This window comes from Paenibacillus sp. CMM36, from assembly GCF_053570945.1.
This window is the reverse complement of record NZ_JBSEDY010000005.1, coordinates 19,486-45,243: the sequence shown is the minus strand read 5'-3', so window position 1 is coordinate 45,243 and position 25,758 is coordinate 19,486. Positions and strand designations below refer to the sequence as shown.

The window sequence follows — 25,758 nt, the reverse complement described above, 5'->3', positions numbered from 1 at the left end:
CGGATCTCCACTTCACTAAACCTGTATGAGGTTTTAAGGGGTGGAGGTTTGGCGTTAATGGGAGAGAAAAGTACATGTTCTTAAGACAAGACACACGTCCCGTTAAAGTCGGGAATCTGACGATTGGCGGCAGCAATGAAGTCATCATCCAAAGCATGTGTACAACTAAAACAGCAGATGTGGAAGCAACTGTAGCCGAGATTCTTCGCTTGGAAGAAGCCGGATGTCAACTGGTGCGGGTTACCGTCAACAATGAGGAAGCTGCCGCAGCCATTAAGGAAATTAAAAAACGGATTCATATTCCGCTAGTTGCAGATATTCACTTTAATCACAAGCTGGCTCTACTGGCAATTGAAAATGGGATTGATAAAGTTCGCATTAATCCAGGTAACATAGGACGACGTGAAAAAGTAGAAGCTGTCGTGAAGGCATGTAAGGAAAAAGGGATTCCGATTCGAATTGGTGTGAATGCCGGGTCATTGGAACAGCATTTACTTGATAAGTATGGCTACCCTACGCCAGAAGCGATGGTAGAAAGTGCGCTGTATCATATCGGGATACTGGAAGAACTTGATTTCCATGACATTATCGTGTCACTGAAGGCGTCTGATGTTCCTATGGCGATTGCTGCTTATACGAAGGCCGCTGAAATTATTAAGTATCCGCTCCATCTGGGTATTACCGAAGCGGGTACACTCTTTACGGGTACAGTTAAAAGCGCGGCAGGTATGGGCGCTTTGCTAGCATCAGGCATCGGCTCCACAATGCGTATTTCACTTAGTGCTGATCCGGTGGAAGAAGTGAAGGTAGCCCGTGAGTTGCTCAAGACGTTTGGATTAATCACAAACGCAGCTACATTGATTTCTTGTCCGACTTGCGGACGTCTGGATATTGATCTGTTCTCTATTGCCAACGAGGTAGAAGACTACATTGCAAAACTCAAGGTACCGATTAAAGTATCAGTACTGGGTTGTGCAGTAAATGGCCCGGGTGAAGCGAAGGAAGCTGATATTGGAATTGCCGGAGCGCGCGGTGAAGGCCTTTTGTTCCGTTATGGAAAAATGATTCGCAAAGTACCTGAGGCTGATATGGTGGACGAATTGAAAAAAGAAATTGATATCATCGTCAAAGCATATGAGGAAACAGGGAAAATACCTGGACGTGAAGAACGTCATACCGCCGAGAAGGTGTAGGCAAAAAGCAGTTATTATAAAGAGGCATAGTCATAATCTATTGTCATCATTTAAACGCCGTGGAGAGCAGCTCTGCTACAGAACTGTTCTTCGCGGTGTTTTTGTATTTCTCTCTGATCTTTTGAAAGACCGCCGTTTAGCTATCGCGGAAAAGGAAATACTGTTTTTCATAGAGCGGCATTTTTAAAATTGCTGAGATGAGAAACGGAGGAAATACGATGGACTTGACTATGATTTTGTTATTGGTGCAAATGTTTTTCGGGATTGTTATTGGTCTGTATTTCTGGAACCTCCTGCGGAGCCAGAAAACGAACCGTAGTGCGGTGGATCGGGAATCCCGCAAGGAATTGGATAAGCTACGCAAATTGCGTTCTATTTCACTTACCAAGCCGTTGGCTGAACGCACACGTCCTGCCACATTACAGGATATCGTGGGTCAGAAGGATGGACTGCGCGCGCTCAAGGCTGCGTTATGTAGTGCGAATCCGCAGCATGTCATTATTTATGGCCCGCCGGGTGTAGGGAAGACAGCTGCTGCACGCGTTGTGCTGGAAGAGGCTAAGAAGAATCTGTCCTCTCCGTTCAAGGGAGACGCCAAATTCACGGAGATTGATGCTACGACGGCCCGCTTTGATGAGCGCGGTATTGCGGACCCGCTGATAGGTTCAGTGCATGATCCAATCTATCAAGGGGCAGGAGCGATGGGGGTAGCGGGTATCCCACAACCTAAACCCGGAGCTGTGACGAAGGCGCATGGGGGGATGCTGTTCATTGATGAGATTGGTGAGCTGCATCCAACGCAGATGAATAAACTCTTGAAAGTACTGGAGGATCGCAAGGTATTTTTGGAGAGTGCGTATTACAACTCGGAAGATTCGAATACTCCTGCTTATATCCACGATATTTTCCAAAACGGTTTGCCAGCCGATTTTCGTTTGGTGGGTGCGACGACCCGTTCGCCGCATGAACTGCCACCTGCGATTCGCTCCCGGTGCATGGAGATTTATTTCCGTGCCTTGCAGCCACAGGAGATTGCTCGTATTGCAGAGGATGCCGTCCACAAGCTAGGCTTTGGCCCTTGTCCTGAGGCGGTAGAAGTTGTACAGCGTTACGCAACGAACGGTCGGGAGGCGGTCAATATGATCCAGCTGGCTGCTGGTTTGGCACTTACCGAGAAAAGGGAATGTCTCAATGCTTCCGACGTCGAATGGGTAGCGGGCAGTAGTCAAATTCAACCGCGTCCTGACCGAAAAATACCAGGCTTGCCGCAAATCGGATTTGTTAACGGATTAGCTGTATATGGCCCGAACATGGGGATGCTGCTTGAAATTGAAGTTACAGCAGTTCCGGTTCCTGAGGGAAAGGGCAGCTATAATATTACGGGGGTTGTGGATGAGGAAGAAATCGGAGGCGGGTCCCGTACACTGCGCCGTAAGAGCATGGCTAAAGGTTCTGTAGAAAATGTTCTAACCGTTTTGCGTACGCTCGGATTGTCTCCGTCGAATTACGATTTGCATATCAATTTCCCTGGGGGTACGCCGGTAGATGGCCCGTCCGCAGGAATTGCGATGGCAACAGCCATTGCTTCCGCGATGCGGGGAATTCCGGTGGATCATGAAATTGCAATGACTGGCGAAATTAGCATCCATGGTCGTGTCAAACCGATTGGTGGTGTATTAGCCAAGGTTGAAGCCGCTTTTCAGGCAGGAGCCAAAAAAGTGATCATTCCGCAGGACAACTGGCAAGCTCTTTTTGACAGCATTGAGGGTTTAAAAGTGATTCCCGTACAGTCGGTTACCGAAGTGTTCCGACATGTGTTCGGGGAAGAGATAACGTCGGATTCGCCTGTACATGCGCCAATTGAGACTTTTCGCCCATCCCAATCTTCCTTGTTACAGGCTGATGGAACGCATAACGGGACGATATCAGATACAGGATCTTGCTGATGAACCACCCTTTCATTGGTTTTTTCATAAAACATTTGATAAAATATGAAAGATAACAACTTGAGGATTGTAAAATCCGGAACCTGAGAATCACTGGAGGTGCGAAAGCGATGGGACCCACCAAGACAAAAGGTCGTCGTTTTCCTTTGCTGCCTTTAAGAGGGCTTCTGGTCTACCCGAGTATGGTTCTGCATCTCGATGTGGGCCGGGAAAAATCGGTCAAGGCTTTGGAAAAAGCGATGGTTGAAGACAATTTGATTCTCCTGTGTTCTCAATCAGAAGTAAATATTGAAGAACCTACACAAGAGGACATCTTTCGAGTCGGCACGGTAGCCAAGGTACGCCAGATGCTCAAACTTCCTAATGGAACCATTCGAGTATTGGTGGAAGGGCTGGAACGGGCCGAGATTATTCAATATACGGACAATGAAGAATATTACGAGGTAATGGCGAAGGAGCTGCACGAGGCAGAAAACGTACAGCCTGAGACGGATGCGCTAATGCGCACTGTATTAACTCAGTTCGAGCATTATATCAACTTGTCCAAAAAGGTAACACCGGAGACTCTCGCTGCGGTATCGGATATTGAGGAGCCGGGACGGCTAGCAGACGTAATCACAAGTCATTTGACGCTCAAAATTAAGGAAAAGCAGGATATACTGGAGACGATCGACGTTACTCAGCGTCTGGAGAAGCTTCTGGATATTTTGAACAATGAGCGTGAAGTACTGGAGCTGGAACGTAAAATCAACCAGCGTGTGAAGAAGCAGATGGAAAAGACGCAGAAGGAGTATTATCTGCGTGAACAAATGAAGGCAATTCAGAAGGAACTTGGCGAGAAGGAAGGTCGCGCGGGAGAAGTTGAAGAACTGCGCAACCAGCTAAGTGAACTGGAGTTGCCTATTCCGGTGAAGGAGAAGGTCGAAAAGGAAATCGATCGTCTGGAAAAAATGCCGGCAAGCTCTGCCGAGGGTGGCGTCATCCGTAATTATGTGGATTGGTTATTAAGCTTGCCATGGAACAAGTTTACCGATGATGATCTGGATATCGTCAAAGCTGAAGAGGTACTTAATAACGACCACTACGGATTGGATAAACCCAAGGAGCGTGTATTGGAGTATTTGGCTGTACGCAAGCTGGTGAAGACCATTAAGGGACCGATTCTGTGTCTCGTGGGTCCGCCAGGGGTCGGCAAGACCTCGTTGGCCCGTTCGATTGCCAAATCCATGGGTCGGGAATTTGTCCGCATCTCTCTCGGAGGTGTGCGGGATGAAGCGGAAATCCGCGGTCACCGTCGGACTTATGTTGGTGCGATGCCGGGGCGGATCATTCAGGGGATGAAGACCGCAGGAACGTCTAATCCAGTATTTTTGCTGGATGAGATTGATAAAATGGCTTCCGATTTTCGAGGAGATCCATCGGCGGCATTGCTCGAAGTGCTTGATCCTGAACAAAACAATACGTTCAGTGACCATTTTGTTGAGCTGCCGTTTGACCTGTCCAATGTGATGTTTGTAACGACAGCCAATGCTGCACACAACATCCCGCGTCCGCTAATGGACCGCATGGAGACGCTCTATATTCCTGGCTACACCGAACTGGAGAAGCTGGAAATCGCCAATCGGTACCTATTGCCCAAGCAGAAGAGAGAGCATGGCTTGGACGAGGAACAACTGGTTATCGGGGAGGATACGCTACTGCGTGTCATTCGCGAATATACGCGTGAATCTGGTGTGCGGAATCTTGAGCAGCAAATGGCTTCTCTGTGCCGCAAGGCGGCGAAGTCCGTTGTATCTGGTGGCGAAGGACCAATTCAAATCACACCGGATAATCTGAAGGATTATCTGGGTATCGCTAAATTCCGTTACGGTGTTGCAGAACTGGAGGATCAGATCGGTACGGTTACAGGCTTGGCATGGACAGAGGTCGGTGGTGAAACACTGATGATTGAAGTGACGGTCGTACCTGGTAGTGGTAAACTGATTCTTACGGGTAAACTGGGAGACGTTATGAAGGAATCTGCACAGGCGGCATTCAGCTACACCCGTTCCAAAGCAGTTGATCTGGGCATTGAACTAGACTTTTATGAGAAAAATGATATCCACATTCATATTCCTGAGGGTGCGATTCCGAAGGATGGTCCATCTGCGGGAATTACTATTGCTACCGCGTTAATTTCAGCTTTGACCAACCGTCATGTATCCAAGGATGTGGCTATGACGGGCGAAATTACTCTACGCGGCCGTGTATTGCCGATTGGTGGTTTAAAAGAGAAGTCGCTGGCTGCCCACCGGGCAGGCTACAAAAAAATTCTGCTTCCCAAAGATAATGAACGGGATTTAAAGGATATTCCCGACAGTATCCGGCAGGATGTTGAATTTGTCCCCGTTGCCCATATGGATCAGGTGCTAAAGCATGCTTTGGTTGAGCAGGCAAGGGTACATTAGAGAGGAATTAAGGACACAATGAAAGTAACAAAAGCAGAATTTATAATAAGTGCGGTTGGTCCCGATCAGTTTCCTGTGGACGCTTTGCCAGAGATTGCTCTGGCGGGGCGCTCCAATGTAGGAAAGTCTTCATTGATTAATCGGTTGATTAACCGTAAAAATTTGGCGCGTACCAGTTCTACGCCAGGTAAAACCCAGCAACTCAATTATTACCGGATTAATGATGATCTCTATTTTGTCGATTTTCCCGGTTACGGTTACGCCAAGGTATCCAAAACGTCCCGCAAGGCTTGGGGGCAGATGATTGAGTCTTATTTGCTGGAGCGTGAGCCACTCAAACTGGTGCTTCAAATGGTAGATTTGCGCCATCCGCCGTCCAAGGACGATATCATGATGTATGATTGGCTGCGTCATAACGGGCTTCCCGTATGTGTTGTAGGCACGAAGGCAGATAAAATCCCTAAAACGCGGCGAGAAAAGCATTACAAGGTAATCAAGCAGGAACTCGGAATACTTCCCGGGGGATTGTTTATCCCCTTTTCATCCGAAGAAGGTATGGGCAAGGAAGAGCTGTGGTCTGTCATCTCCAGCTATATAGAGAATGACGAAGAAGAGCAGACGGAATTGTAAGGCTAGGGACGTCCTTGAGGACGTCCTTTTTTCATGGTTCGGGCTTCAAAAAAATAAACTTACTAAATAGGTGGGAATAATATATAATAACAAAAAGAACTCGTGGATTTTAAGCCGAAAAGTGAGTATATGGGGGATAATGCAGTCTCAACCCCATCATTTTCCGTTTATTTCCGATGTATGGCGGGAATTTATGATTTGATGTGCAAGAAAAGCACTTTAGGTCTGATGTATAATAAATTTAAAGCTTAAACTTATAGGTTCAGGAAAGAATTGAGGAGATGGGTATGGCTCAGCGGTTAGCCACAGAGTATGTTAAAACCACTTTGACCTTGTCGGAAACCCAAATGGACGAATTTTTGCGGGCAGTGGATGATCCCCAGGTGCATTACTATATTAAAGTTCTAGATAACGGAAGACAGGAAATCGTTCTGGAGCATAGTGCGGGTGAGGAAGTTCATTTGTTTTTTGAAGCCAAAGAGGGAGCGTTTGTGTGTGAATTGACTTGTCGCTTAATTCATCCGCAACTAACCCTGTTTATACGCAAACTTTTTGTTCGTTTTAAGGGCGAAGGCATCGTTTACCGAATGTATCAAGGATTCACTATGGTGTATTTTTATAATGAAGGTACGGTTCGTAAAATTATGGAGAAGAATGCCGGAGGTTCCAGGCTGGTATTCGAATATAAAAATACGGTGCAGGAATTGCAACAGCTTTTTCAGCATCAGAACGTCGAAAATGAAATATCTGACGTATATCATCTCATTAATTCGTTGCTTGACCAGCGGAATTTGGCGCGTACTTTCTCGGAGTTGGAACAGATTGACCACAAGCTTCGAATGAGTTGCTCAAAATTATTTGCACTGGAAGCTTAATAAGGCATGAATATATGGAATGAATCGTTATGCCATGTAGTCCCTTTCTTTACCGAAATAGGCTTTTTTATTCTTAAAAAATGATTGCATTTGCTGCACATAGATGTTATTTTTAATCTCGTTGAAAATGAAATATAGGAACCAGGATTCACTCAGGACATTGAATGTTGCGAGAGGTTATTCCCTCGGGAAGTGAATGACGTAGGTCCTAGCGGATGAAATTTTTCCAAACATTTTATTCCTAGGAAGGGGGAACCGAAAGATGGAATTGGAGTACTCAACTTTCGGAAGACACGTTGCCGTAGATACTTGGGGTGTTGAGTTTGAATTACTGAATGATGCGCAGTTTTTGGAGGCTCAATTAGTTGAAGCAGCTGAAGCTTGCGGAGCAACGGTGATGTCCGTTCAATCCAAGCAGTTCGAACCACAGGGAGCTACCGTGCTTGTACTGTTGTCGGAGAGTCATCTCTCTATTCATACGTATCCTGAGAGAGGGTTTGCCGCTATTGATTGTTATACTTGCGGTGAGACTGTCGATCCGCAGCTGGCTATTGATTACCTGGTATCCGTTCTAAAACCGAAAAAAACATATGCGAAAAAGCTGATTCGCGGCTTGGGAGAACTTCAGGTGGAATCACCAGAGTGCAAGCTGGCTGAGTTAGTGTAAATCGTTTTTTATGGAGCCGTTTGTGCGTCCTATATTATAGCCATGGAACATTTCCATGGTTATTTGTTTTAAAAGTGGTCTACACTAAATCAAATCATACAGAACGTGCTGGTTTCATGAAAGCTATTCAATTTTCATAAACAATTCATAAAACAGCCGGAGGAGATTCGGACTTCTGTGATATAATTAACATAGTTTATGATAACAGTGGTTATTCTTATTACAGTTTAGGCAGGTGAATTTGCAATGCACATCGTCGTTGTTGGGTTGAATTATCGTACGGCGCCTGTGGAAGTCAGAGAGCGTTTTACATTTGCAGAACAAGATTTGCCAAAAGCGCTGGAGCAACTCAAACTTACCAAAAGTGTGTTGGAAGGCGTAGTTGTCGCAACCTGCAATCGGACTGAAATATATGTTGTAGTGGACCGCCTTCACATGTGCGGCTATTTTATACGCAGTTTTATGGAGCAATGGTTTGGCATTCCGCGTGATCAATTTACACAACATTTATATATATATGAGGACGAGCAGGCGATTCGGCATTTGTTCCGTGTGACTTGTGGTCTTGATTCTATGGTAATCGGAGAAACACAAATTTTGGGACAGGTAAAGAACGCTTTTCTTCAGGCTCAATCCCAGAAAATTACGGCAACGTGGTTTAATATGTTGTTTAAGCAGGCCGTCACATTGGGCAAGCGTGCCCATTCAGAGACATCTATTGGAGAAAGTGCCGTATCTGTCAGCTATGCAGCAGTTGAGCTAGGCAAACGGATTTTCGGGATGTTTACCGATAAAAAGGTACTGATTCTCGGTGCTGGTAAAATGAGTGAACTTACGGTTAAGCATTTGTACAGCGGCGGAGCAGCCGAGGTTATTGTAGCCAACCGAACCTTGTCCCGTGCGGAAGACCTTGCCTCCAAGTTCCATGGCACGCCGGTTACGATGGAGGAAGGCATGAATCGGTTGGCGGACGTGGATATTGTTATTAGCTCGACAGGTGCCCAGGGGTATATTCTGGATCGGACTCGGGTTGAAGCAAGTATGAAACGTCGACAGTCCCGTCCTTTGTTTATGATTGATATTGCGGTTCCGCGTGATCTCGACCCGGCTATTGGTGAATTACAGAATGTTTTCCTGTACGATATTGATGATCTGGAAGGGATCGTGGAGAGCAATTTGGAAATGCGCCGTACCGAAGCTACAAAAATCGAGCATATGATCGAAGATGAGCTTAGCGAGTTTTATCAATGGTTGAAAACGATGGGAGTGCGTCCGGTGATTCGTGCATTACAGGAAAAAGCGGAGTCTGTACATCAGGATACGTTGGAAAGCTTGTTCAATAAGCTTCCCGAGCTGGATGAACGGCAACGCAAAGTGATTAGCCGTTTGACGAAGAGCATGCTGAACCAGATGATGCATGATCCGATCAATCGGGTAAAGGAACTGGCTGTCCAAAAACAGGGGAATGAGGCCCTGGACATGTTTAGCCACATTTTTGCTCTGGAGGATCGTTTGGATGACGCCGCTCAGAAAGTAGATAAAAGCGATGCATCTGCGTTAATAAAACCGGAAGCCGGTGTTCATGAAAAAACCGTTCAGGCTCAGGCTTTGCCAGCGTCGTTTGCGCCGGCCAGCCTGTAAAAGTGGGTGAACAGACGTGGCTTCAGGCATGCTTATATATGATTCAATGATTTATGTTTTTGCCCTGAGCCTTCTGTTTGTATTCTCGGATGGGATTCGTCGCAATGCGAATGCTAAACGGACAGGTACAGGGCTTCTTGTTGTCGTTCTGGTGCTCCAGCTTGCTTATATGGGGATAAGAACCTGGAATGAAGGGCACCTTCCTATTTTCGTGACCTACGATTTTCTATTTCTGTTTTCAGTTATTTTAGTGCTGATTTCTTTGATTTTGACACGTTATCAGCGTTCCGAATTTGCGGTATTGCTGCTTAATATTATTAGTTTTGCAGTGCTGGTGCTCAACAATATATGGATGGAGCCTCTCGACAATCCACTTGGAAATTGGCATACCGTGCATGGGCTGCTCCTGATTCATATTGCGCTGGCTAATCTTGGTTTTGTAGCGATGACGGTAGCAGCTGTATTTTCGGGGTTATATCTGTTTTTGCATCGTAAATTGAAAGTAAAGAAATGGAATGACACGATCAGACGCCTGCCGAGTCTGGAAATGATGGATCGGTATACGCATATGGCGCTGTTGATTGGTACTCCTTTGCTGGGAGTCTCTATTGTAGTTGCCGTTATTTCTATTATTGCTGAGGAACGCTGGCTTCTCTTGCTAGATACCAAGGTGCTGATGACAGCGATTGCCCTGTGTGTGTATATTATATTTTTAGTGAGCAAAAGATTGAATCAGCGTTCAGGGCTTGTGATGGCAAAGTGGGCATTGGTGGGCTACACGCTATTGATTCTTAATTTTTTGCTGAATTCCTGGTCTGTATTTCATCAGTGGACGGGAGAGTGAAAAGCCATTTGCAGCATTTTGTCCCGATTTCGTTGAATTGTAACAATAAGATCTGTTGTATTGTAGGCGGCGGCAGGATTGCGGAACGAAAGGTTAAGGGGATGATGGAAAGTGGGGCGTCCATTACCCTCATTAGCCCGAATATAACGCCGGATTTACAGGTCCTGGCCGATCACAAGCAGCTCCACTGGGTAAATCGCGTATATCGCGAGGGTGACCTCCAGGGAGCCTTTCTTGTATATGCCGCTACGAACCAGAGAGAAGTGAATAATAAGGTTGCGCATGAGGCCAGACAAAGGGGTATACTGGTAAATGTGGCGGATCGCTCGGAAGAGGGAGATTTTATAACGCCGGGCATCATCCGACGAGGGAGACTGACGATTAGTATCTCTACAGAAGGGGCAGGCCCCGCTGTGACCGCTGATATTACATCAGCCTTGGATACGTTGTTTGGTAGCGAATACGAGCCATATCTGGATTTCATGCACGATATGCGACAGATCATCAAACGTAAGATAAGTTCCCCACAGCAAAGGACTAAACTACTGAGGCGCTTGGCGAGTAGCGGAATTTTGGATCAAATACGCCGTCATGAATTTATGGCTTGGACCGAACAACAAATAGACCTGTGGATTGCGCAAAATCAGGAGGAATAACATGCGAACAATTGTGGTAGGCAGCAGACAGAGTGCGCTGGCGTTAACTCAGACCGGGCATGTCATTGAAGATTTGAACGCGCTATGCGCGGAGCATGGAATGGATTTGCAATTTGTCGTAAAGAAAATCCTGACCAAGGGTGATCGAATATTGGATGTAACCTTGTCCAAAGTGGGTGGCAAAGGGCTTTTTGTCAAAGAGATTGAACAGGCCATGCTGGCTGGTGAGATTGATATGGCAGTACATAGTATGAAGGATATGCCTTCCGAATTGCCGGAAGGGCTTGTCAACGGCGCTGTACCGCGTCGTGAGGATCCACGTGATTGCCTGATCACATTGGGCGCCGAGAGCCTGGAGGATTTGCCTCAAGGGGCAAAGGTGGGCACGAGTAGCCTGCGCAGAGCCAGTCAAATCAAGTCCATGCGACCTGATCTACAATTGGAGCCTGTGCGTGGGAATATTGATTCCCGTCTGAAAAAGCTGGAGACGGAAGGTTTTGACGCTATCATTTTGGCGGCAGCAGGTTTGCATCGGATGGGCTGGAAAGATCGAATTACATCCTATATACCGGAAGAAGACTGTTTGCCGGCGGTTGGGCAGGGAGCGCTGGGTATTGAATGTCGCGCGAGTGATGAAGAGCTATTGGCCTTGCTGCGCCTTTACAACGACCGGGATACCTCGGCTACCGTTGCGGCAGAACGAACCTTTTTGGGCGTGTTAAATGGGGGGTGCCAAGTGCCGATCGGGGCTCATGCCGTCTGGGCTGGTCAAGAAATCAGCCTTACGGGCATGGTAGGCTCGCCAGATGGCGAGGTTATTTTGAAGGAAACGCTCCAGGGAAATGATCCGCAAAAGCTGGGAGAAGCGGTGGCGGCCAGTTTGATAGCCAAAGGAGCAGAACAGATTCTGGCGCAGGTGAGGGGATGATAGCATGGCAGGAAAAGTATATTTGGTAGGTGCAGGACCCGGAGACGCAAGATTAATTACGGTCAAGGGTTGGGAATGCATTCAATTGGGCGATGTCATTGTGTACGACAGACTGGCAAGCCCGCGCCTCTTGGGATTGATGAAGCCAGGGGCCCAAAAAATATATGTTGGAAAGTTGCCAGATCGTCACACTATGAAGCAAGAGGAAATTAATCAGCTGTTGGTGGATTTGGCCTTGGAAGGAAAAACAGTTGTTCGTCTTAAAGGGGGAGACCCTACTATATTTGGACGAGTCGGCGAGGAAGCCGGGCTACTGCGTAAACATGGTATTTCCTATGAAATTATACCCGGCATCACATCAGCAATCAGTGTGCCCGCCTATGCGGGGATTCCAGTCACACACCGGGATATGGCCTCATCGCTATCTATCATTACAGGTCATGAAAGTCCGGATAAACTCGACAAAAGTATTCATTGGGATAAAGTGACGAACGCAACGGGCACACTGATCTTTATGATGGGTGTAGCAAAGATTGGCTATATCAGTGAACAGCTGATAAAACACGGCAAGCCATCAAATACTCCTGTTGCCTTGATCCGCTGGGGAACCCGTGCCGAGCAGGATACGCTGGTGGGTACGCTTGCGGATATTGAAGCTAAGGTGAAGGCTGCGAATTTTCAGCCTCCCGCCGTCATCGTTGTCGGAGAAGTGGTCAATCAACGTGAACAGTTAAAATGGGCTGAGGACATGCCTTTGTTTGGCAAGCGAATTTTGGTTACTCGCGCGCGTGCGCAGGCCAGCAGTCTGGTCCATCGGATAGAAGAGCTTGGTGGCGAGCCTTATGAATTTCCAGTTATTCAGACGGTCGCCCCTTCGGACGAGCCAACCAAACAGGAAATTAAAGAGGCATTTGCGCGACTGCCAGAATATGATTGGGTGTTTTTTACCAGCGTTAATGGAGTGGAATACTTTTTCACGCACTTAAAGGAACAGGGCAAGGACGTACGTATGCTGTTCAAAGCGCGTATTGCCGCAGTCGGACCGGCTACAGCAGCCGCGCTTCGGACGCACGGAATTGTGGCAGAACAGATCGAGGGCCCATTTCAGGCAGAGGGCTTGCTCGAAGGATTTGAGCAGGATTTGCAGGCAGGGCAGAACGTATTTCTCCCAAGAGGTGATCTAGCTCGGCCGTGGCTGCCAGAAAAGCTGAGGGAGATGGGACTTCATGTGACCGAGGCTGATTTGTATCAAACGGTGCTAGCAGCCAACACACAGGATGATGAACTTCTCAAGCTGCTTCAGGAGCGTGCCATTCATGCGATTACGTTTACCAGTTCCTCAACTGTAACCTTTTTCTTAGAAGCCCTCAGACAAATGGGGATCCATGATCCGGTGTCGCTGCTGGAGGGAGTTACGATTGCTGTGATAGGTCCTTTGACCGGTGAGACAGCTACCCAAGCCGGCTTGACTGTAAGTTTTATGTCAGAGAAGGCGACCATTGAAAGTCTGATCCAATCGTTGTGTGAGTGGAAACGTTCAAGTACTGTTATGACATTATAATTTTTTTGTTTTTACTAATGAATGTATAAAAAATGGAGGTTTGTAATCATGAGTGTTCCTTTTACCAGACATCGCCGTTTGCGCCAGTCGGCTGCAATCCGCAGTATGGTGCGTGAGACCGTATTGAATCCCACTGATTTTATCCAACCGATCTACGTAACATTTGGCACTGGGGTGAAACAGGAAATTAGCTCTATGCCAGGTGTATACCGTTTTTCTCTGGATCGGCTGGAGGAAGAACTGAAAGAGATTAGTGAGCTCGGCATTCCCGCTGTGCTCCTATTTGGCATCCCAGAAACCAAAGACAGCGTAGGGACTTCGGCTTTTGTGGACGATGGTATTGTTCAGGAAGCTACTCGTCTGATCAAGTCGCGTTATCCCGAACTGCTGGTTGTGGCTGACACTTGTTTGTGTGAGTTTACGGACCATGGACACTGCGGTATGGTGCACATGCATGAGCATGATGGTGAGGTATGCGGTGAGGTATTGAATGATGAATCTCTGGAGGTGCTGGTACGTACAGCTGTATCTCAGGCCAGAGCTGGTGCAGATATTATCGCGCCATCTAATATGATGGACGGTTTTGTACAGGCGATTCGGCAGGGGTTGGATCTAGAAGGCTTTTCACATATTCCAATTATGTCGTATTCCGTCAAATATGCGTCTGCTTTTTACGGTCCTTTCCGGGAGGCCGCAGATTCTGCGCCGCAGTTTGGTGACCGCAAATCCTATCAGATGGATCCTGCTAATGCACGTGAAGCATTGCGAGAAGCAGAATCTGATGTGCTGGAGGGGGCAGATATGCTGATGGTGAAGCCTTCCCTTTCTTATCTTGACGTAATGCGCACGATTAAGGATCAATTTGATCTGCCTATGGTGGCTTACAACGTTAGTGGTGAATATGCCATGGTCAAGGCAGCGGCTCTTCAAGGCTGGATTGATGAAAAAGCAATGGTGCTAGAGATTTTGACAAGTATGAAGCGTGCGGGTGCAGATATGATTATTACCTATTCGGCCAAGGATGCGGCAAGATGGTTGAAGCAATAAGTCTATTTTCAGAAGATAGGAGTGGTCAGAATGATCGACGAACAACGAACAGTGCGCAAGGATACGAACTCCAAAGTAGCCTTTGATGAGGCAAAACAATACATTCCGGGTGGCGTAAACAGCCCGGTACGGGCTTTTAAATCTGTTGGAATTACACCTGTGTATATCGACCATGGCGAAGGATCGCGCGTATATGATATTGATGGTCAATCCTATTTAGACTATGTATGTTCATGGGGACCGCTTATTATGGGCCATGCACATCCCGAAGTGGTTAAAGCTTTACAGGCTGCTGTTGTAAAAGGAACCAGCTTCGGCGCACCAACGTTGGCAGAAACCGAAATGGCCAAGCTCGTATGTGAGCGTGTTCCTTCTATGGACATTGTACGTATGGTTAACTCCGGTACTGAGGCGACTATGAGTGCGATTCGACTCGCACGCGGATTTACGAGCCGTAGTAAAATTCTTAAATTTGAGGGATCATATCACGGTCATGCGGACAGCTTGCTGATTAAAGCAGGCTCTGGTGTTGCCACATTAGGCTTGCCCGATAGTCCCGGTGTGCCTGAAGTTGTGGCCACCCATACCATCACTGTCCCTTATAATGATCTAGCTTCGGTGAAGCTAGCTTTTGAGAAATTTGGCGAAGAGATTGCCGCAATTATTGTCGAGCCAGTAGCAGGCAATATGGGAGTTGTACCGCCACAGCCTGGATTTTTGGAAGGTTTGCGTGAGGTAACCCAGCAGTACGGAAGTCTGCTGATTTTTGATGAAGTGATGACTGGATTCCGGGTTGGACTTCATTCGGCTCAAGGTCGCTTTGGTGTGACACCGGATCTTACCTGTTTGGGTAAAGTGATTGGTGGTGGACTCCCTGTAGGTGCTTACGGCGGACGTCGTGATATTCTGGAGCGGATTGCTCCATCGGGGCCCATTTATCAAGCGGGTACGCTTAGCGGAAATCCGCTGGCTATGGCAGCAGGTTATTCGACACTTAAATTGCTGACGCCAGAAGTATACGATCGCTTGGAAGAGCGGGCAGCACGACTTCAAGCCGGATTCGAACGTAATGCGAACGAGCTAGGTATCCCTGTCACGATCAATCGCGTGGGTTCCATGGTTTGTCCATTTTTTACAGAAGAAAAGGTTGTCAATTTTGATACAGCTAAAACGAGTAATCAGGACCACTTCCGTCGTTACTTTACTGAAATGGTGAATGAGGGAGTCAGTGTAGCACCATCTCAATTTGAGGGTATGTTTGTATCGGGCGTGCATACGGTAGAGGATATTGATGCCACCATTGAGGCGAACTATCGCGCGCTCAAACGTCTATGAGCTGGCAAGGTGGCTGGAAAAGAAGAGGACCCTGGCTGGAAGTCACGCCAGGACGGGAAATCACAGACGGGGAAAAAAACAGCGCTGATGCTGTAGATCAGTGGTTGCTGAATCGTTTGGAATTACCGGAAAAGCTGTGGCGCAGACTGCGCCATGATAAAGAGATTGAACTTACAGGGGACCGGCTGCGGCTGGCCCTTTTTCCTGTAATGAACCTTGGCATCACCCCTCGCTGGTATGATTTGAAGGTACTGTATGAAGATGATTTTTGTCTGGTAGTACATAAACCAGCAGGTATGGCAGTACATCCGGACGGTGGTGTGCAGGATGGTCCGCTGACGTTGGATCATGCTGTCGCATCCTACTATGAGATGAATGGCATTCATGCGGTGGTACGGCATGTACATCGTCTGGATGTGGATACGACGGGCCCGGTGCTATATGCCAAAAATGAGTTTGCGTTGCTCAAGCTGGACGAGCAAATGAGAGCTAAGGATATCGACCGCCGGTATGTAGCTTTGGTACGAGGGGAAGTACCTCCATCGCTGCGAACGTTGGATTGGCCGATTGGCAAGGACAGGCATCATAAGCAGCGCCGTCGTGTATCTCCGACTGGGCAGAAGGCGGTTACCCATATTGAACTCGGGGAAGTATGGGGAAGCGGTTCAAGTGCAGTGAGTCTCGTATATCTGACGCTGGAGACAGGACGGACGCACCAGATTCGCGTACATCTTAGTCATGCTGGCTACCCGTTGCTTGGGGATGTATTATACGGGGGGCGTGCTACTGATTTTGGCAGGCAGGCGCTACACGGAGAGCGTCTTACCTTCTGTCATCCGCTGAGTGGCGAAACGATTACTGTGGAGGATGCTTGGCCGGATGATTTTCAAAAGCTGCACAAACAGCTATAAAAGATGGCATGCCTTCTATTTTGGCGCATATACTTGAACCTAGAAACGGTTTGCAATATGGAGTTTCCGTGCGCCTGACCAGAAGTCAGAGGATGTGCGGAGACTGCCCAAAGGAGGATGCCATCCTTGAACAAACAACAGAATGATCAGCCGCAAGGCTTGCGTTTTGATATTTATGAACGCATTCATTTGACGGAGGAAGCTGCCGGGATTGCTGAGTTGGAGGAAATCGAGCTTCTGCCACGCATTCAGGTTGTAACCCACGGCGACCATGCCGCTTTGCGAGGGCATTTGCTGCTGGAGGGCGTGTACCGCACACCTGAACAGTTCACGAGCGAGCTTCATCATTTGATCCCTGTGGAAATTACCATTCCGCTAAACCGCGTAGGGAGATTGGAAGATATCTCTGTCGAGATTGAAAATTTTGATGTGGACCTGCTTTCTTTACGTAGTCTAAACATTACAGGCGTTCTTTCTTTGCATGGTGTGGAAAGCTCGCACGCGGAAGAGACGGCGGTCTGGTTGGATGAAGAATTTACCGTAGTGCATGCACCTGAGCATCCGGTTCAATCCCTTTCCGCCGATGAAGAGTATCGTCAGGCAGAGGCCTATTCTACCAATGACTCGACCTCTGATTACGTTACAGATCCTGAAACCTCCTACAGTGTGCCAGTACAACAGGAGTCCATTTCCTGGGAACAGCTGTCTGAGGACCAAGGGGAACAGCAATCATCGTCGGAACAGCAAGCTTATGAGCCAGCAGTAGATCCTAACCGATTCTATGAGCCTTGGACGGGCAAAGCAGTTGAAGATAACTCTCCCGAGGTCAAACATGAGCATGGGTCTCCGGAAGTGTGGGGATTTCAGCAAAAGGAAGCATGGGCAGGGGGAAATGAGTCCAAAGTATCTTCCGCATCTCCTAATGTAAATTATGACCCTTTGCTGTCTGAACCGCATCCTGCTACGGAGTCCGAGGTCTATCTGGAGCCACAGTTGGAAGCGAGTCAAGTAGATAGCTTCGACTTCAGGCCTGAAGCGTCAGAACAGGTGAATCACGAGGCCCATGACACTTTTACTGAGGATAAGCCAGAGATGCGTGTGGCGCTTAACAGTAAAAAGGATGAAGAGGCAGACGAGCCAGACCCGGTTGTCTACTCATCATTGCTCCAATCCAGCCGTTCGGTGAAAGAAGCGGAATACCAGCAGCAATTGGAGCAGGAGCCGCAGGATCAGAAAGCCGAAGAAGAGCGGGAGAATGCCAAGTGGAAGAACCTTTTTTTTCATACACAAGATGAAACACCTTTTCGTAAGGTGCGGTTATGCATAGTACAGCGCGAGGATACACTGGAAACCATAGCTGACCGTTATCAGCTCAGCACGCGTGAGCTTCAACTGTATAACAGATTGGCGGAGCATCATGTGGAAGAAGGACAGGTATTGTACATCCCTTGATCCGGTTGCTGAAAAATGCACAGCGGGTGTTGACTATAGTCAATGGGAAATGTATGATGTGGTATAGTTATTGAAAGACTGAGATCGGGAAGAGTAGGCAGCAAGCCCTTCAGAGAGTGGAATTGCAGCGCTGTGAGGTTCCGCAGGAAGCTACTGGCCGAAGTCACCCGGGAGTCGCCTGTTTGAACGGTTCCTCATTTAATTCCTACGGAAGATAAGAGGTTCACGGTAGAATAAGGCCGGTCCGCAACCGTTATCTGCATAAAGTGTCACACCATGTGTAATGGATCAGTGGATACATACACTAGGGGTGAAACAAAGGTGGTACCGCGAGAGAACAGCCTTTCGTCCTTTGAGGATGAAGGGCTTTTTTTATTTGCCAATTGAAAAATCATGGAGGTATCCTGATATGTCAGAACAAGACAACAAGACAACCTTGGAAATGCCAACAACGTACGATCCAAAATCAGCAGAACAAAAATGGTACAAAACGTGGATGGAGAAGGGCTATTTCCGCGCTGGGCAACATCCAGAGGCAGAGCCTTTTACAATCGTTATTCCACCACCGAATGTTACAGGTATGTTGCATATTGGACATGCTCTTGACTTTACTTTGCAGGATATTATTATTCGCGCCAAGCGGATGCAGGGCTATGATGCCTTGTGGCTGCCAGGGGCAGACCATGCGGGTATTGCTACCCAAACAAAGGTAGAGCAAAAGCTGCGTGAAGAAGGCCTGACACGTTATGATTTGGGCCGCGAGAAGTTTTTGGAGAAAGTGTGGGAGTGGAAGGATCTTTATCTAGATAATATCCATAACCAATGGGAAAAGATGGGCTTTTCTCTCGATTATTCTCGTGAGCGTTTTACGCTGGATGAGGGACTGTCCCAAGCGGTACGCGAGGTATTCGTTAAACTGTACAAGAAGGGTCTGATTTATCGCGGTAAACGCATCATAAACTGGGACCCTGCTGCACGTACTGCATTATCGGACATTGAGGTGGAATACAAAGAGGTGAACGGAAATCTGTATCACCTGCAATATCCACTGAAAGACGGTAGCGGATTTATTACGGTAGCCACTACACGTCCTGAAACGATGCTGGGCGATACAGCTGTAGCTGTACACCCGGAAGATGAACGCTACAAGCAAATGATCGGCAAAACGCTTGTGCTCCCAATCATCGGACGGGAAATTCCGGTCATTGCGGATGATTATGTTGATAAAGATTTCGGTAGCGGCGCGGTTAAAATTACACCGGCTCACGACCCGAATGACTTTGAAATGGGACAACGTCACCAGCTGCCACAAATTACAGTGATGGACGAAACGGGAACGATGAATGCCGAAGCAGGCAAATATCAGGGCCTTGATCGTAGCGATTGCCGTAAGCAAATCGTCGCTGATCTGAAAGAGCAGGGCGTACTGATTCGTATTGAAGAGCACGTACATCAAGTAGGCCACAGCGAGCGTACAGGTGTAGTTGTAGAACCTTATCTGTCCACACAATGGTTTGTGGAAATGAAGCCTCTGGCAGCTAAAGCCATTGAAGTGCAGAAGGCTGGCAACGGGGTAAACTTTGTACCGGATCGCTTTGAACGTACTTATCTGCATTGGATTGAAAATGTGCGTGACTGGTGTATTTCCCGTCAATTATGGTGGGGACACCGTATTCCGGCTTGGTACGATGAGGATACCGGAGAAGTGATTGTATCGGCGGAGGACCCTACAACTTTGCCTGAGTATGCTGGCAGAAAGCTAAAACAGGATGAGGATGTGCTGGATACTTGGTTCAGCTCGGCTTTGTGGCCGTTTTCGACACTGGGCTGGCCTGAGCAGACAGAGGACCTCAAACGCTACTATCCGACTAATGTCTTGGTTACAGGCTATGACATTATTTATTTCTGGGTATCGCGTATGATTTTTACAGCACTCGAGTTTACGGAAGAGATTCCGTTCAAGGACGTACTTATGCACGGGTTGGTTCGTGATGCGGACGGTAGAAAAATGTCCAAATCCCTCGGCAACGGTGTTGATCCGCTCGACGTGATTGACCAATATGGTACCGATGCCATGCGTTATATGATTTCCACCAGTAGCACGCCTGGGCAAGACCTTCGTTTCCGCTGGGAGCGGGTGGAGCAGGCCCGCAACTTTGCCAATAAAATCTGGAATGCGTCACGCTTTGCGCTGATGAATCTGGAAGGCGTCACTTCGGCAGATATAGACATTACTGGTGACCTGAGCACCGCTGATCGTTGGATTCTGCATCGTCTAAACGAAACTTCACGCGACATCACGCGTCTAATAGATGCTTATGAATTTGGCGAGACAGGCCGCCTTCTGTATAACTTTATTTGGGATGATTTGTGCGACTGGTACATTGAGTTTGCGAAGCTTTCCCTATATGGCGACAACGCAGATGCGAAAAAGAAAACGCAGTCCGTACTTGCATATGTATTGGACCGGACGCTGCGCATGATTCATCCGTTCATGCCGTTTATCTCTGAGGAAATATGGCAGCATCTTCCACATGAGGGAGAAACGATTACACTGGCCGCTTGGCCTGTTTATGATCCGGCTTTTGAGGATAAGGATGCAGTTGCAGAAATGAATTTGCTGATCGACGTAATTCGTGCTGTGCGCAATATCCGTGCTGAAGTCAATGTGCCGATGAGTAAAAAAATTGAGTTGCTCATAAAACCCGGCGATCAAGCCGTTCTCGATATCATTAACCGCAATGGGGAATATGTGCGTAGATTCTGTAATACGTCTGAATTCGACGCGGGATTAGAGTTCACCGTTCCAGATAAAGCGATGACATCTATAGTTAGCGGCGCAGAGTTGTACCTGCCGCTGGCCGGACTGCTTGATATTGCCCAGGAAATTAGCAGACTGGAAAAAGAACTTCAGCATTTGAACAGTGAAGTGGAGCGCGTGGAGAAAAAGTTATCTAACCAAGGCTTTGTGGCGAAGGCACCAGCTAAAGTCATCGAGGAAGAGAAGGCCAAGCAAGCCGATTACTCAGATAAGCGCGCTAAAGTTATCGCACGTATTGAAGAACTCAAGGGATAATTTCACTCACAATAAAATGACCTGAAGGTGAAGAGGATGTCAGATACGATCAGGGGCGGAGATACGGCTCCTTTACAAAGCTATGATGAGGCAGTGGAATGGATTAACGGCTTGATTCCGTTTGGTATCAGACCTGGACTGGAACGAATTGAACAACTAATGAGTAAATTGGGTGATCCGCAACGACATCTGAAATTTGTGCATATTGCGGGAACCAACGGTAAAGGCTCGACTTGTGCCTTTCTGACCTCTGTGCTACTTAAATGTGGGTACGATGTCGGGACTTTTACGTCTCCGTACATCACCCGATTTACGAACCGCTTTCAATTCAATGGGACCGATATTCCCGATGAAACGCTGGTTTTGCTTGCCAATCGCTTGTATCCGTTGGTGAAAGAAATCGCAGATAGTGAATTGGGATCACCTACAATGTTTGAGGTATCGACAGCGTTGGCTATTTTATACTATGCTACGGTATCTTTCCCAGATGTTGTGGTATGGGAGACAGGTCTTGGGGGAAGGATGGATGTAACTAATATCGTGAATCCAATCCTCTCGGTTATTACAAATGTCGGCTATGACCATACGGATATTTTGGGAGATACGCTCGAACAGATTGCAAGGGAAAAAGCCGGTATCATCAAACCGGGTGTACCTGTCGTCAGTTGTGTTTCCCAACCCGAGGCTATTCAGGTCATACGTGAAACGGCGACAAAGCAAGGAGCTACCTTGTACCTGGCAGGAGAACAATTTACGTATGAACGGCTAAACGGAGATGAAACAGCTCAAACCTTTTCATTCGCGGGGCCCTTCCGACATATGGAAATTGACATCACGTTGTTAGGCGAGCACCAATGTTCTAATGCGGCAGGAGCTATGATGGCACTTGAGGTCCTACGTCAGTATATGGCTTTTGTGTTGGATGATGCAGAACTGCTGGAGGGCTTTAGGCAAACTGCCTGGGCAGGGCGTCTCGAACAAGTCAGTACATCACCGAGAATTGTTCTTGACGGGGCTCATAATCCAGAAGGAGCACAGACGCTGGCCAAGAGTCTTCCTCAAGTGTATTCGTACAAAAAGTTGGTTTTAATGATGGGGATGCTGTCAAACAAGCATCATGAAGCATACTTGCAGCATATACTGCCACTAGTGGATACGCTTATCCTGACCGAGCCCGATTTTCGGCGCAAAATGAATGCCGCTGAATTGGCTCATCTCGTGGAGAAGCTGCGGCCGTCTTATGCCAAAACGGATTTAAAAATAATTGTAGAAGGTGACTGGAAAAAGGCTCTTGGCCTGTTTCAATCACATACGGAAGCGGAAGATCTGGGGGTGGTGTCCGGCACGCTGTACCTTATTGCGGATGTACGGGCTACCCTTATGTATCAAACCGATTCGGAAAAAGGTTGGTGAAATTTGTTGATTACTTCGGAACATGTTCATTTTATCGGTATCGGCGGCTACGGGATGAGCGCGATTGCTCGAGTCATGCTGGAGATGGGTTATACCGTGACTGGCTCAGATGTGGCATCACAGGAGCTGACAGAAAAACTGGCGGCAAAAGGCGCAAAAATATATATTGGACACACGCCTGAGCATATTGCAGGCGCGGATATCGTCGTCTATTCAACAGCATTGTCACGTGACAATGTGGAGCGGGTGGCAGCGGAGGAATTGAATATTCCAACTCTGCACCGTTCGCAGATGCTGGCTCGCTTGCTTAACGAACGTAAGGGAATAGCTGTTGCGGGTGCGCACGGTAAAACGACAACCTCTTCCATGATCGCTCTGGTTATGGAGAGATGTAACGTTGATCCAACGTATATTATTGGCGGCGAAATCACGAATTTGGGGACGAATGCCAAAGCAGGTAAAAGCGAGTTTGTCGTTGCTGAGGCGGATGAGAGTGATGGTTCTTTCCTGCAATATCATCCTTGGCAAGGCATCGTAACCAATATTGAAGCAGATCATTTGGAAAATTACGATGGCGACTTTAATCGTCTGAAAAGTGCTTATGTACAGTTTTTGAGTCAAATTCGACCGGATGGAGCGGCTATTGTATGCGCAGATGATCAGAACATCCGGGAAATGCTGCCTCAACTCCAGACTCGGGTCATTACTTATGGAGTGGAGCATGAAGCGGATTATATGGCGACAGATATCCAATTAGGTGACCGTCGATTAAGCTTCACTATGAGCCGTAAGGGAACAGCACTCGGAACAATCGAACTATCAGTGCCGGGTAAACATAACATGTATAATGCGATGGCGACTGTAATTTCATGTTTGGAAGCAGGGATTCCATTCGATCAAATCGCTGCTACAATTGTGGAATTTCACGGAGCGAAGCGTCGGTTTCAAGTACTAGGTGAAAGCAATGACATACTGATTATTGATGACTATGCGCATCACCCAACAGAGATTGAGGCTACGATTAGCGCAGCGAGAGCGACTGGCAAGCGTATTATTGCTGTATTCCAGCCGCAACGCTATAGCCGCACCTTTTTCCTGCTCGATGCGTTCAGCCGCGCGTTTAGCGAGGCTAGTGAAGTCATCATTACCGATATTTATTCACCAGCGGGAGAAAAACAGATTGAAGGCGTGCATTCTTCCAAGCTCGTGGATTTAATCGTCCAAAACAGCAATGCTAATGCAATCTATTTGCCGACCAAAGAAGCTGTGATCGAGGAGTTGAAAGATCGATTACAGCCGGGTGATCTTGTGCTGACGATGGGAGCGGGAGATATCTGGAAAGCAGGTGACGCGTTAGCGCGCCATCTTCGCGGACAGCAAGTGTAAACCGTATAAAAATGAGCTGTTGCACCAATGAATTACAAAAAAAGGGTATTCCGAACACGACTGTGTTTCGGGATACCCTTTTTTGTAATGCTGGGGCATATATTCTTAGCTTAACTCATACAACAGACTATGAGGAAGTATGGGACAAGGAGGGAGTGCATCCATGAACAAGACCAAGATGACATTCCGGTTCGACCAACAGTTGCCGGAGACAAGCCGGGAGGATAAGCTACAGGTGCTTCCGTACAAAAACGAGTCGATTACGAACGAACAGCGTGAAACTGATAACCCGCATAAAGGAACGGAACGGAACAGAGGAATGGAGAAAAATACTGCAACTACACAAGAATCAAAGATCAATGAGCCTGAGGATCGGAATAAACGCATTTCAAGTCGGCGTTTTGCTCCGACATTAAGAGTACAAGAGGGATGGGAAGATCCCTTTGGTCGTTCGGCGGCTTCCTGGTCAGATGCGGAAGTTCTACCGGATAGCCTGGAAGAGGATGAGGAAGCTTATCATTTTGGCCAAGAGTACAGAAGACGTCCGCCCAACCCTTCTAGATGGAAACTGGTTGGCTCTGTAGCCAGCGCACTGGTGACCGGAGGCATGTTTGGATATATTATGTTGTTACTGTTTAACGGAGGAAGCATGGTTCCGGGATCAGATCCTTCAGTAGAAGAGGCTGTACCGGTCTTTAAAGAATCTGTTGGTGTGGATGCAATATCTGCAAAAGAGAATTCTGTCCCTGTCACTGTCATAGAGGCTCAGGTACCACCTCAAACCTACTATTTGTTGCAATATGGGGTTTTCAGCACCCCAGAACGGGCCTTACAAGCAAAAGAAGAACTATTAAAGGCAGGTATTGCAGCAGGAGGGGATACCGAGGACCAAAACCGGGTATATGCAGGAATATCACCGGATAGGGAGCAAGCCAAGTTGCTCAGCAATCAGTTGAAAACACAAGGAGTCGAATTGTATGTTCGTGAGCTTGAATTGCCTGGATTTGAAAAAGCGGCTTACGGAGGCGAAGGTGATAAACTCACTAGCTTTTTTCAGTTAAGTAGCTCATTGGTGGGTAAGTTGAGCGGACTTTCCTCAAACTTGCTCGGAGAAGGAGGTCCGAATACGGTGCCAGCCTCCGACATGAAGGAGCTGAACGACCTGCATCAGCAGTGGACACAAAATATCACTGTACTTCCCAGTGCTCTTCCGAAGGAAGCGGTTGCCTCCGCAACCTCACTTGAAAAGGCGATGAACAGCGCGATCTCTGCACTTGGGGAATATAATAAGAATACAGCCAAGGAACACATTTGGGAGATTCAGTCCTCCATGATGGAATATGTTTTGCGTGAGAGGGAATTTATCCAATTCATAAAACAATAGGCTAACCATATTTTCCGGCAAGGAACTGGAAATAGTTCCCCATGCCGGATTTCTGTTTGTATTGCAGTACAAATCACCGTATAATAATGAAGGTGTCAAAAAATGGCGAGGGAAGATCAGGATGAAAAAAAATGTAGGAATGCTTATACTGTTTTTATTGCTCGGTTGGCTCTTGGGTGCATGGATTGCCAAAGCCCTTCAATCGATCAAATTCCTTTCTTTTCTGACCCACCCCACTAGGATATCTTGGTCGCCGAGAGCGGACCTGGATATTATCAGCTACAACATAACAATAAATTTTGAATTGAGCCTGCTTAGTCTGATCGGCATCATTGCCGCGTTCTGGCTGTACCGCAGGCTCTAACT

Annotated in this window: 20 protein-coding genes; all 20 read left to right on the top strand. The window is 47.5% G+C overall.

The window, feature by feature from the left end:
- Nucleotides 1-74: 74 nt before the first annotated feature.
- Nucleotides 75-1,193 (top strand): flavodoxin-dependent (E)-4-hydroxy-3-methylbut-2-enyl-diphosphate synthase, encoded by a 1,119-nt coding sequence (ispG, locus tag ACWA2B_RS12205; RefSeq protein ID WP_025718670.1) that lies wholly within the window; start codon nt 75-77, stop codon nt 1,191-1,193.
- 218 nt (nt 1,194-1,411) lie between these two features.
- Nucleotides 1,412-3,139: an ATP-dependent protease LonB gene (gene lonB, locus ACWA2B_RS12200; RefSeq protein ID WP_029518404.1), complete on the top strand. Its 1,728-nt coding sequence runs from the start codon at nt 1,412-1,414 to the stop codon at nt 3,137-3,139.
- 110 nt (nt 3,140-3,249) lie between these two features.
- Nucleotides 3,250-5,586: an endopeptidase La gene (gene lon, locus ACWA2B_RS12195; protein WP_449292244.1), complete on the top strand. Its 2,337-nt coding sequence runs from the start codon at nt 3,250-3,252 to the stop codon at nt 5,584-5,586.
- An 18-nt stretch (nt 5,587-5,604) separates the two neighbouring features.
- A complete protein-coding gene (gene yihA, locus ACWA2B_RS12190; RefSeq protein WP_029518405.1) occupies nt 5,605-6,216 on the top strand; it encodes a ribosome biogenesis GTP-binding protein YihA/YsxC in 612 nt (203 codons plus the stop codon).
- A 287-nt stretch (nt 6,217-6,503) separates the two neighbouring features.
- On the top strand, nt 6,504-7,091 hold the full coding sequence (locus ACWA2B_RS12185; RefSeq protein WP_029518406.1) for a hypothetical protein: 588 nt from the start codon (nt 6,504-6,506) through the stop codon (nt 7,089-7,091).
- A 268-nt stretch (nt 7,092-7,359) separates the two neighbouring features.
- Nucleotides 7,360-7,758: an adenosylmethionine decarboxylase gene (gene speD, locus ACWA2B_RS12180; RefSeq protein WP_025365654.1), complete on the top strand. Its 399-nt coding sequence runs from the start codon at nt 7,360-7,362 to the stop codon at nt 7,756-7,758.
- Between the two features lie 246 nt (nt 7,759-8,004).
- Nucleotides 8,005-9,399, top strand: a complete 1,395-nt coding sequence (gene hemA / locus ACWA2B_RS12175; RefSeq protein WP_029518407.1) for a glutamyl-tRNA reductase — start codon at nt 8,005-8,007, stop codon at nt 9,397-9,399.
- Nucleotides 9,400-9,415: 16 nt separating this feature from the next.
- Nucleotides 9,416-10,243, top strand: a complete 828-nt coding sequence (gene ccsA, locus ACWA2B_RS12170) for a cytochrome c biogenesis protein CcsA (RefSeq protein ID WP_029518408.1) — start codon at nt 9,416-9,418, stop codon at nt 10,241-10,243.
- A gap of 8 nt (nt 10,244-10,251) precedes the next feature.
- On the top strand, nt 10,252-10,899 hold the full coding sequence (locus ACWA2B_RS12165; RefSeq protein WP_069011260.1) for a precorrin-2 dehydrogenase/sirohydrochlorin ferrochelatase family protein: 648 nt from the start codon (nt 10,252-10,254) through the stop codon (nt 10,897-10,899).
- 1 nt (nt 10,900) lies between these two features.
- Entirely contained in the window at nt 10,901-11,827 is a 927-nt protein-coding gene (gene hemC, locus ACWA2B_RS12160; protein WP_209950328.1) for a hydroxymethylbilane synthase, read from the top strand.
- 4 nt (nt 11,828-11,831) lie between these two features.
- Complete coding sequence (cobA, locus tag ACWA2B_RS12155; protein WP_209950329.1) at nt 11,832-13,388, top strand: uroporphyrinogen-III C-methyltransferase; 1,557 nt, start codon at nt 11,832-11,834, stop codon at nt 13,386-13,388.
- 48 nt (nt 13,389-13,436) lie between these two features.
- Nucleotides 13,437-14,435 (top strand): porphobilinogen synthase, encoded by a 999-nt coding sequence (gene hemB / locus ACWA2B_RS12150; RefSeq protein WP_069011262.1) that lies wholly within the window; start codon nt 13,437-13,439, stop codon nt 14,433-14,435.
- 30 nt (nt 14,436-14,465) lie between these two features.
- Entirely contained in the window at nt 14,466-15,770 is a 1,305-nt protein-coding gene (hemL, locus tag ACWA2B_RS12145) for a glutamate-1-semialdehyde 2,1-aminomutase (RefSeq protein ID WP_069011263.1), read from the top strand.
- On the top strand, nt 15,767-16,681 hold the full coding sequence (locus tag ACWA2B_RS12140) for an RluA family pseudouridine synthase (RefSeq protein ID WP_165148795.1): 915 nt from the start codon (nt 15,767-15,769) through the stop codon (nt 16,679-16,681). Before hemL ends, ACWA2B_RS12140 begins: the two co-directional genes overlap by 4 nt.
- Nucleotides 16,682-16,807: 126 nt before the next feature.
- The gene (locus tag ACWA2B_RS12135; protein WP_069011265.1) at nt 16,808-18,133 is read left to right on the top strand and encodes a LysM peptidoglycan-binding domain-containing protein; all 1,326 of its coding nucleotides are present in this window, start codon (nt 16,808-16,810) and stop codon (nt 18,131-18,133) included.
- Nucleotides 18,134-18,542: 409 nt separating this feature from the next.
- Nucleotides 18,543-21,209 (top strand): valine--tRNA ligase, encoded by a 2,667-nt coding sequence (locus tag ACWA2B_RS12130; protein WP_029518416.1) that lies wholly within the window; start codon nt 18,543-18,545, stop codon nt 21,207-21,209.
- A gap of 36 nt (nt 21,210-21,245) precedes the next feature.
- Nucleotides 21,246-22,622 (top strand): bifunctional folylpolyglutamate synthase/dihydrofolate synthase, encoded by a 1,377-nt coding sequence (locus ACWA2B_RS12125; RefSeq protein WP_029518417.1) that lies wholly within the window; start codon nt 21,246-21,248, stop codon nt 22,620-22,622.
- Between the two features lie 6 nt (nt 22,623-22,628).
- Nucleotides 22,629-24,008, top strand: coding sequence for a UDP-N-acetylmuramate--L-alanine ligase (gene murC, locus ACWA2B_RS12120; protein ID WP_013311605.1), 1,380 nt, complete (start codon nt 22,629-22,631; stop codon nt 24,006-24,008).
- 163 nt (nt 24,009-24,171) lie between these two features.
- Nucleotides 24,172-25,392, top strand: a complete 1,221-nt coding sequence (locus ACWA2B_RS12115; RefSeq protein WP_449292243.1) for an SPOR domain-containing protein — start codon at nt 24,172-24,174, stop codon at nt 25,390-25,392.
- 121 nt (nt 25,393-25,513) lie between these two features.
- Nucleotides 25,514-25,756 carry a DUF4321 domain-containing protein gene (locus ACWA2B_RS12110; protein ID WP_023989955.1) on the top strand — a complete coding sequence of 81 codons (243 nt, stop codon included), beginning with the start codon at nt 25,514-25,516 and terminating at the stop codon, nt 25,754-25,756.
- Nucleotides 25,757-25,758: the final 2 nt, after the last annotated feature.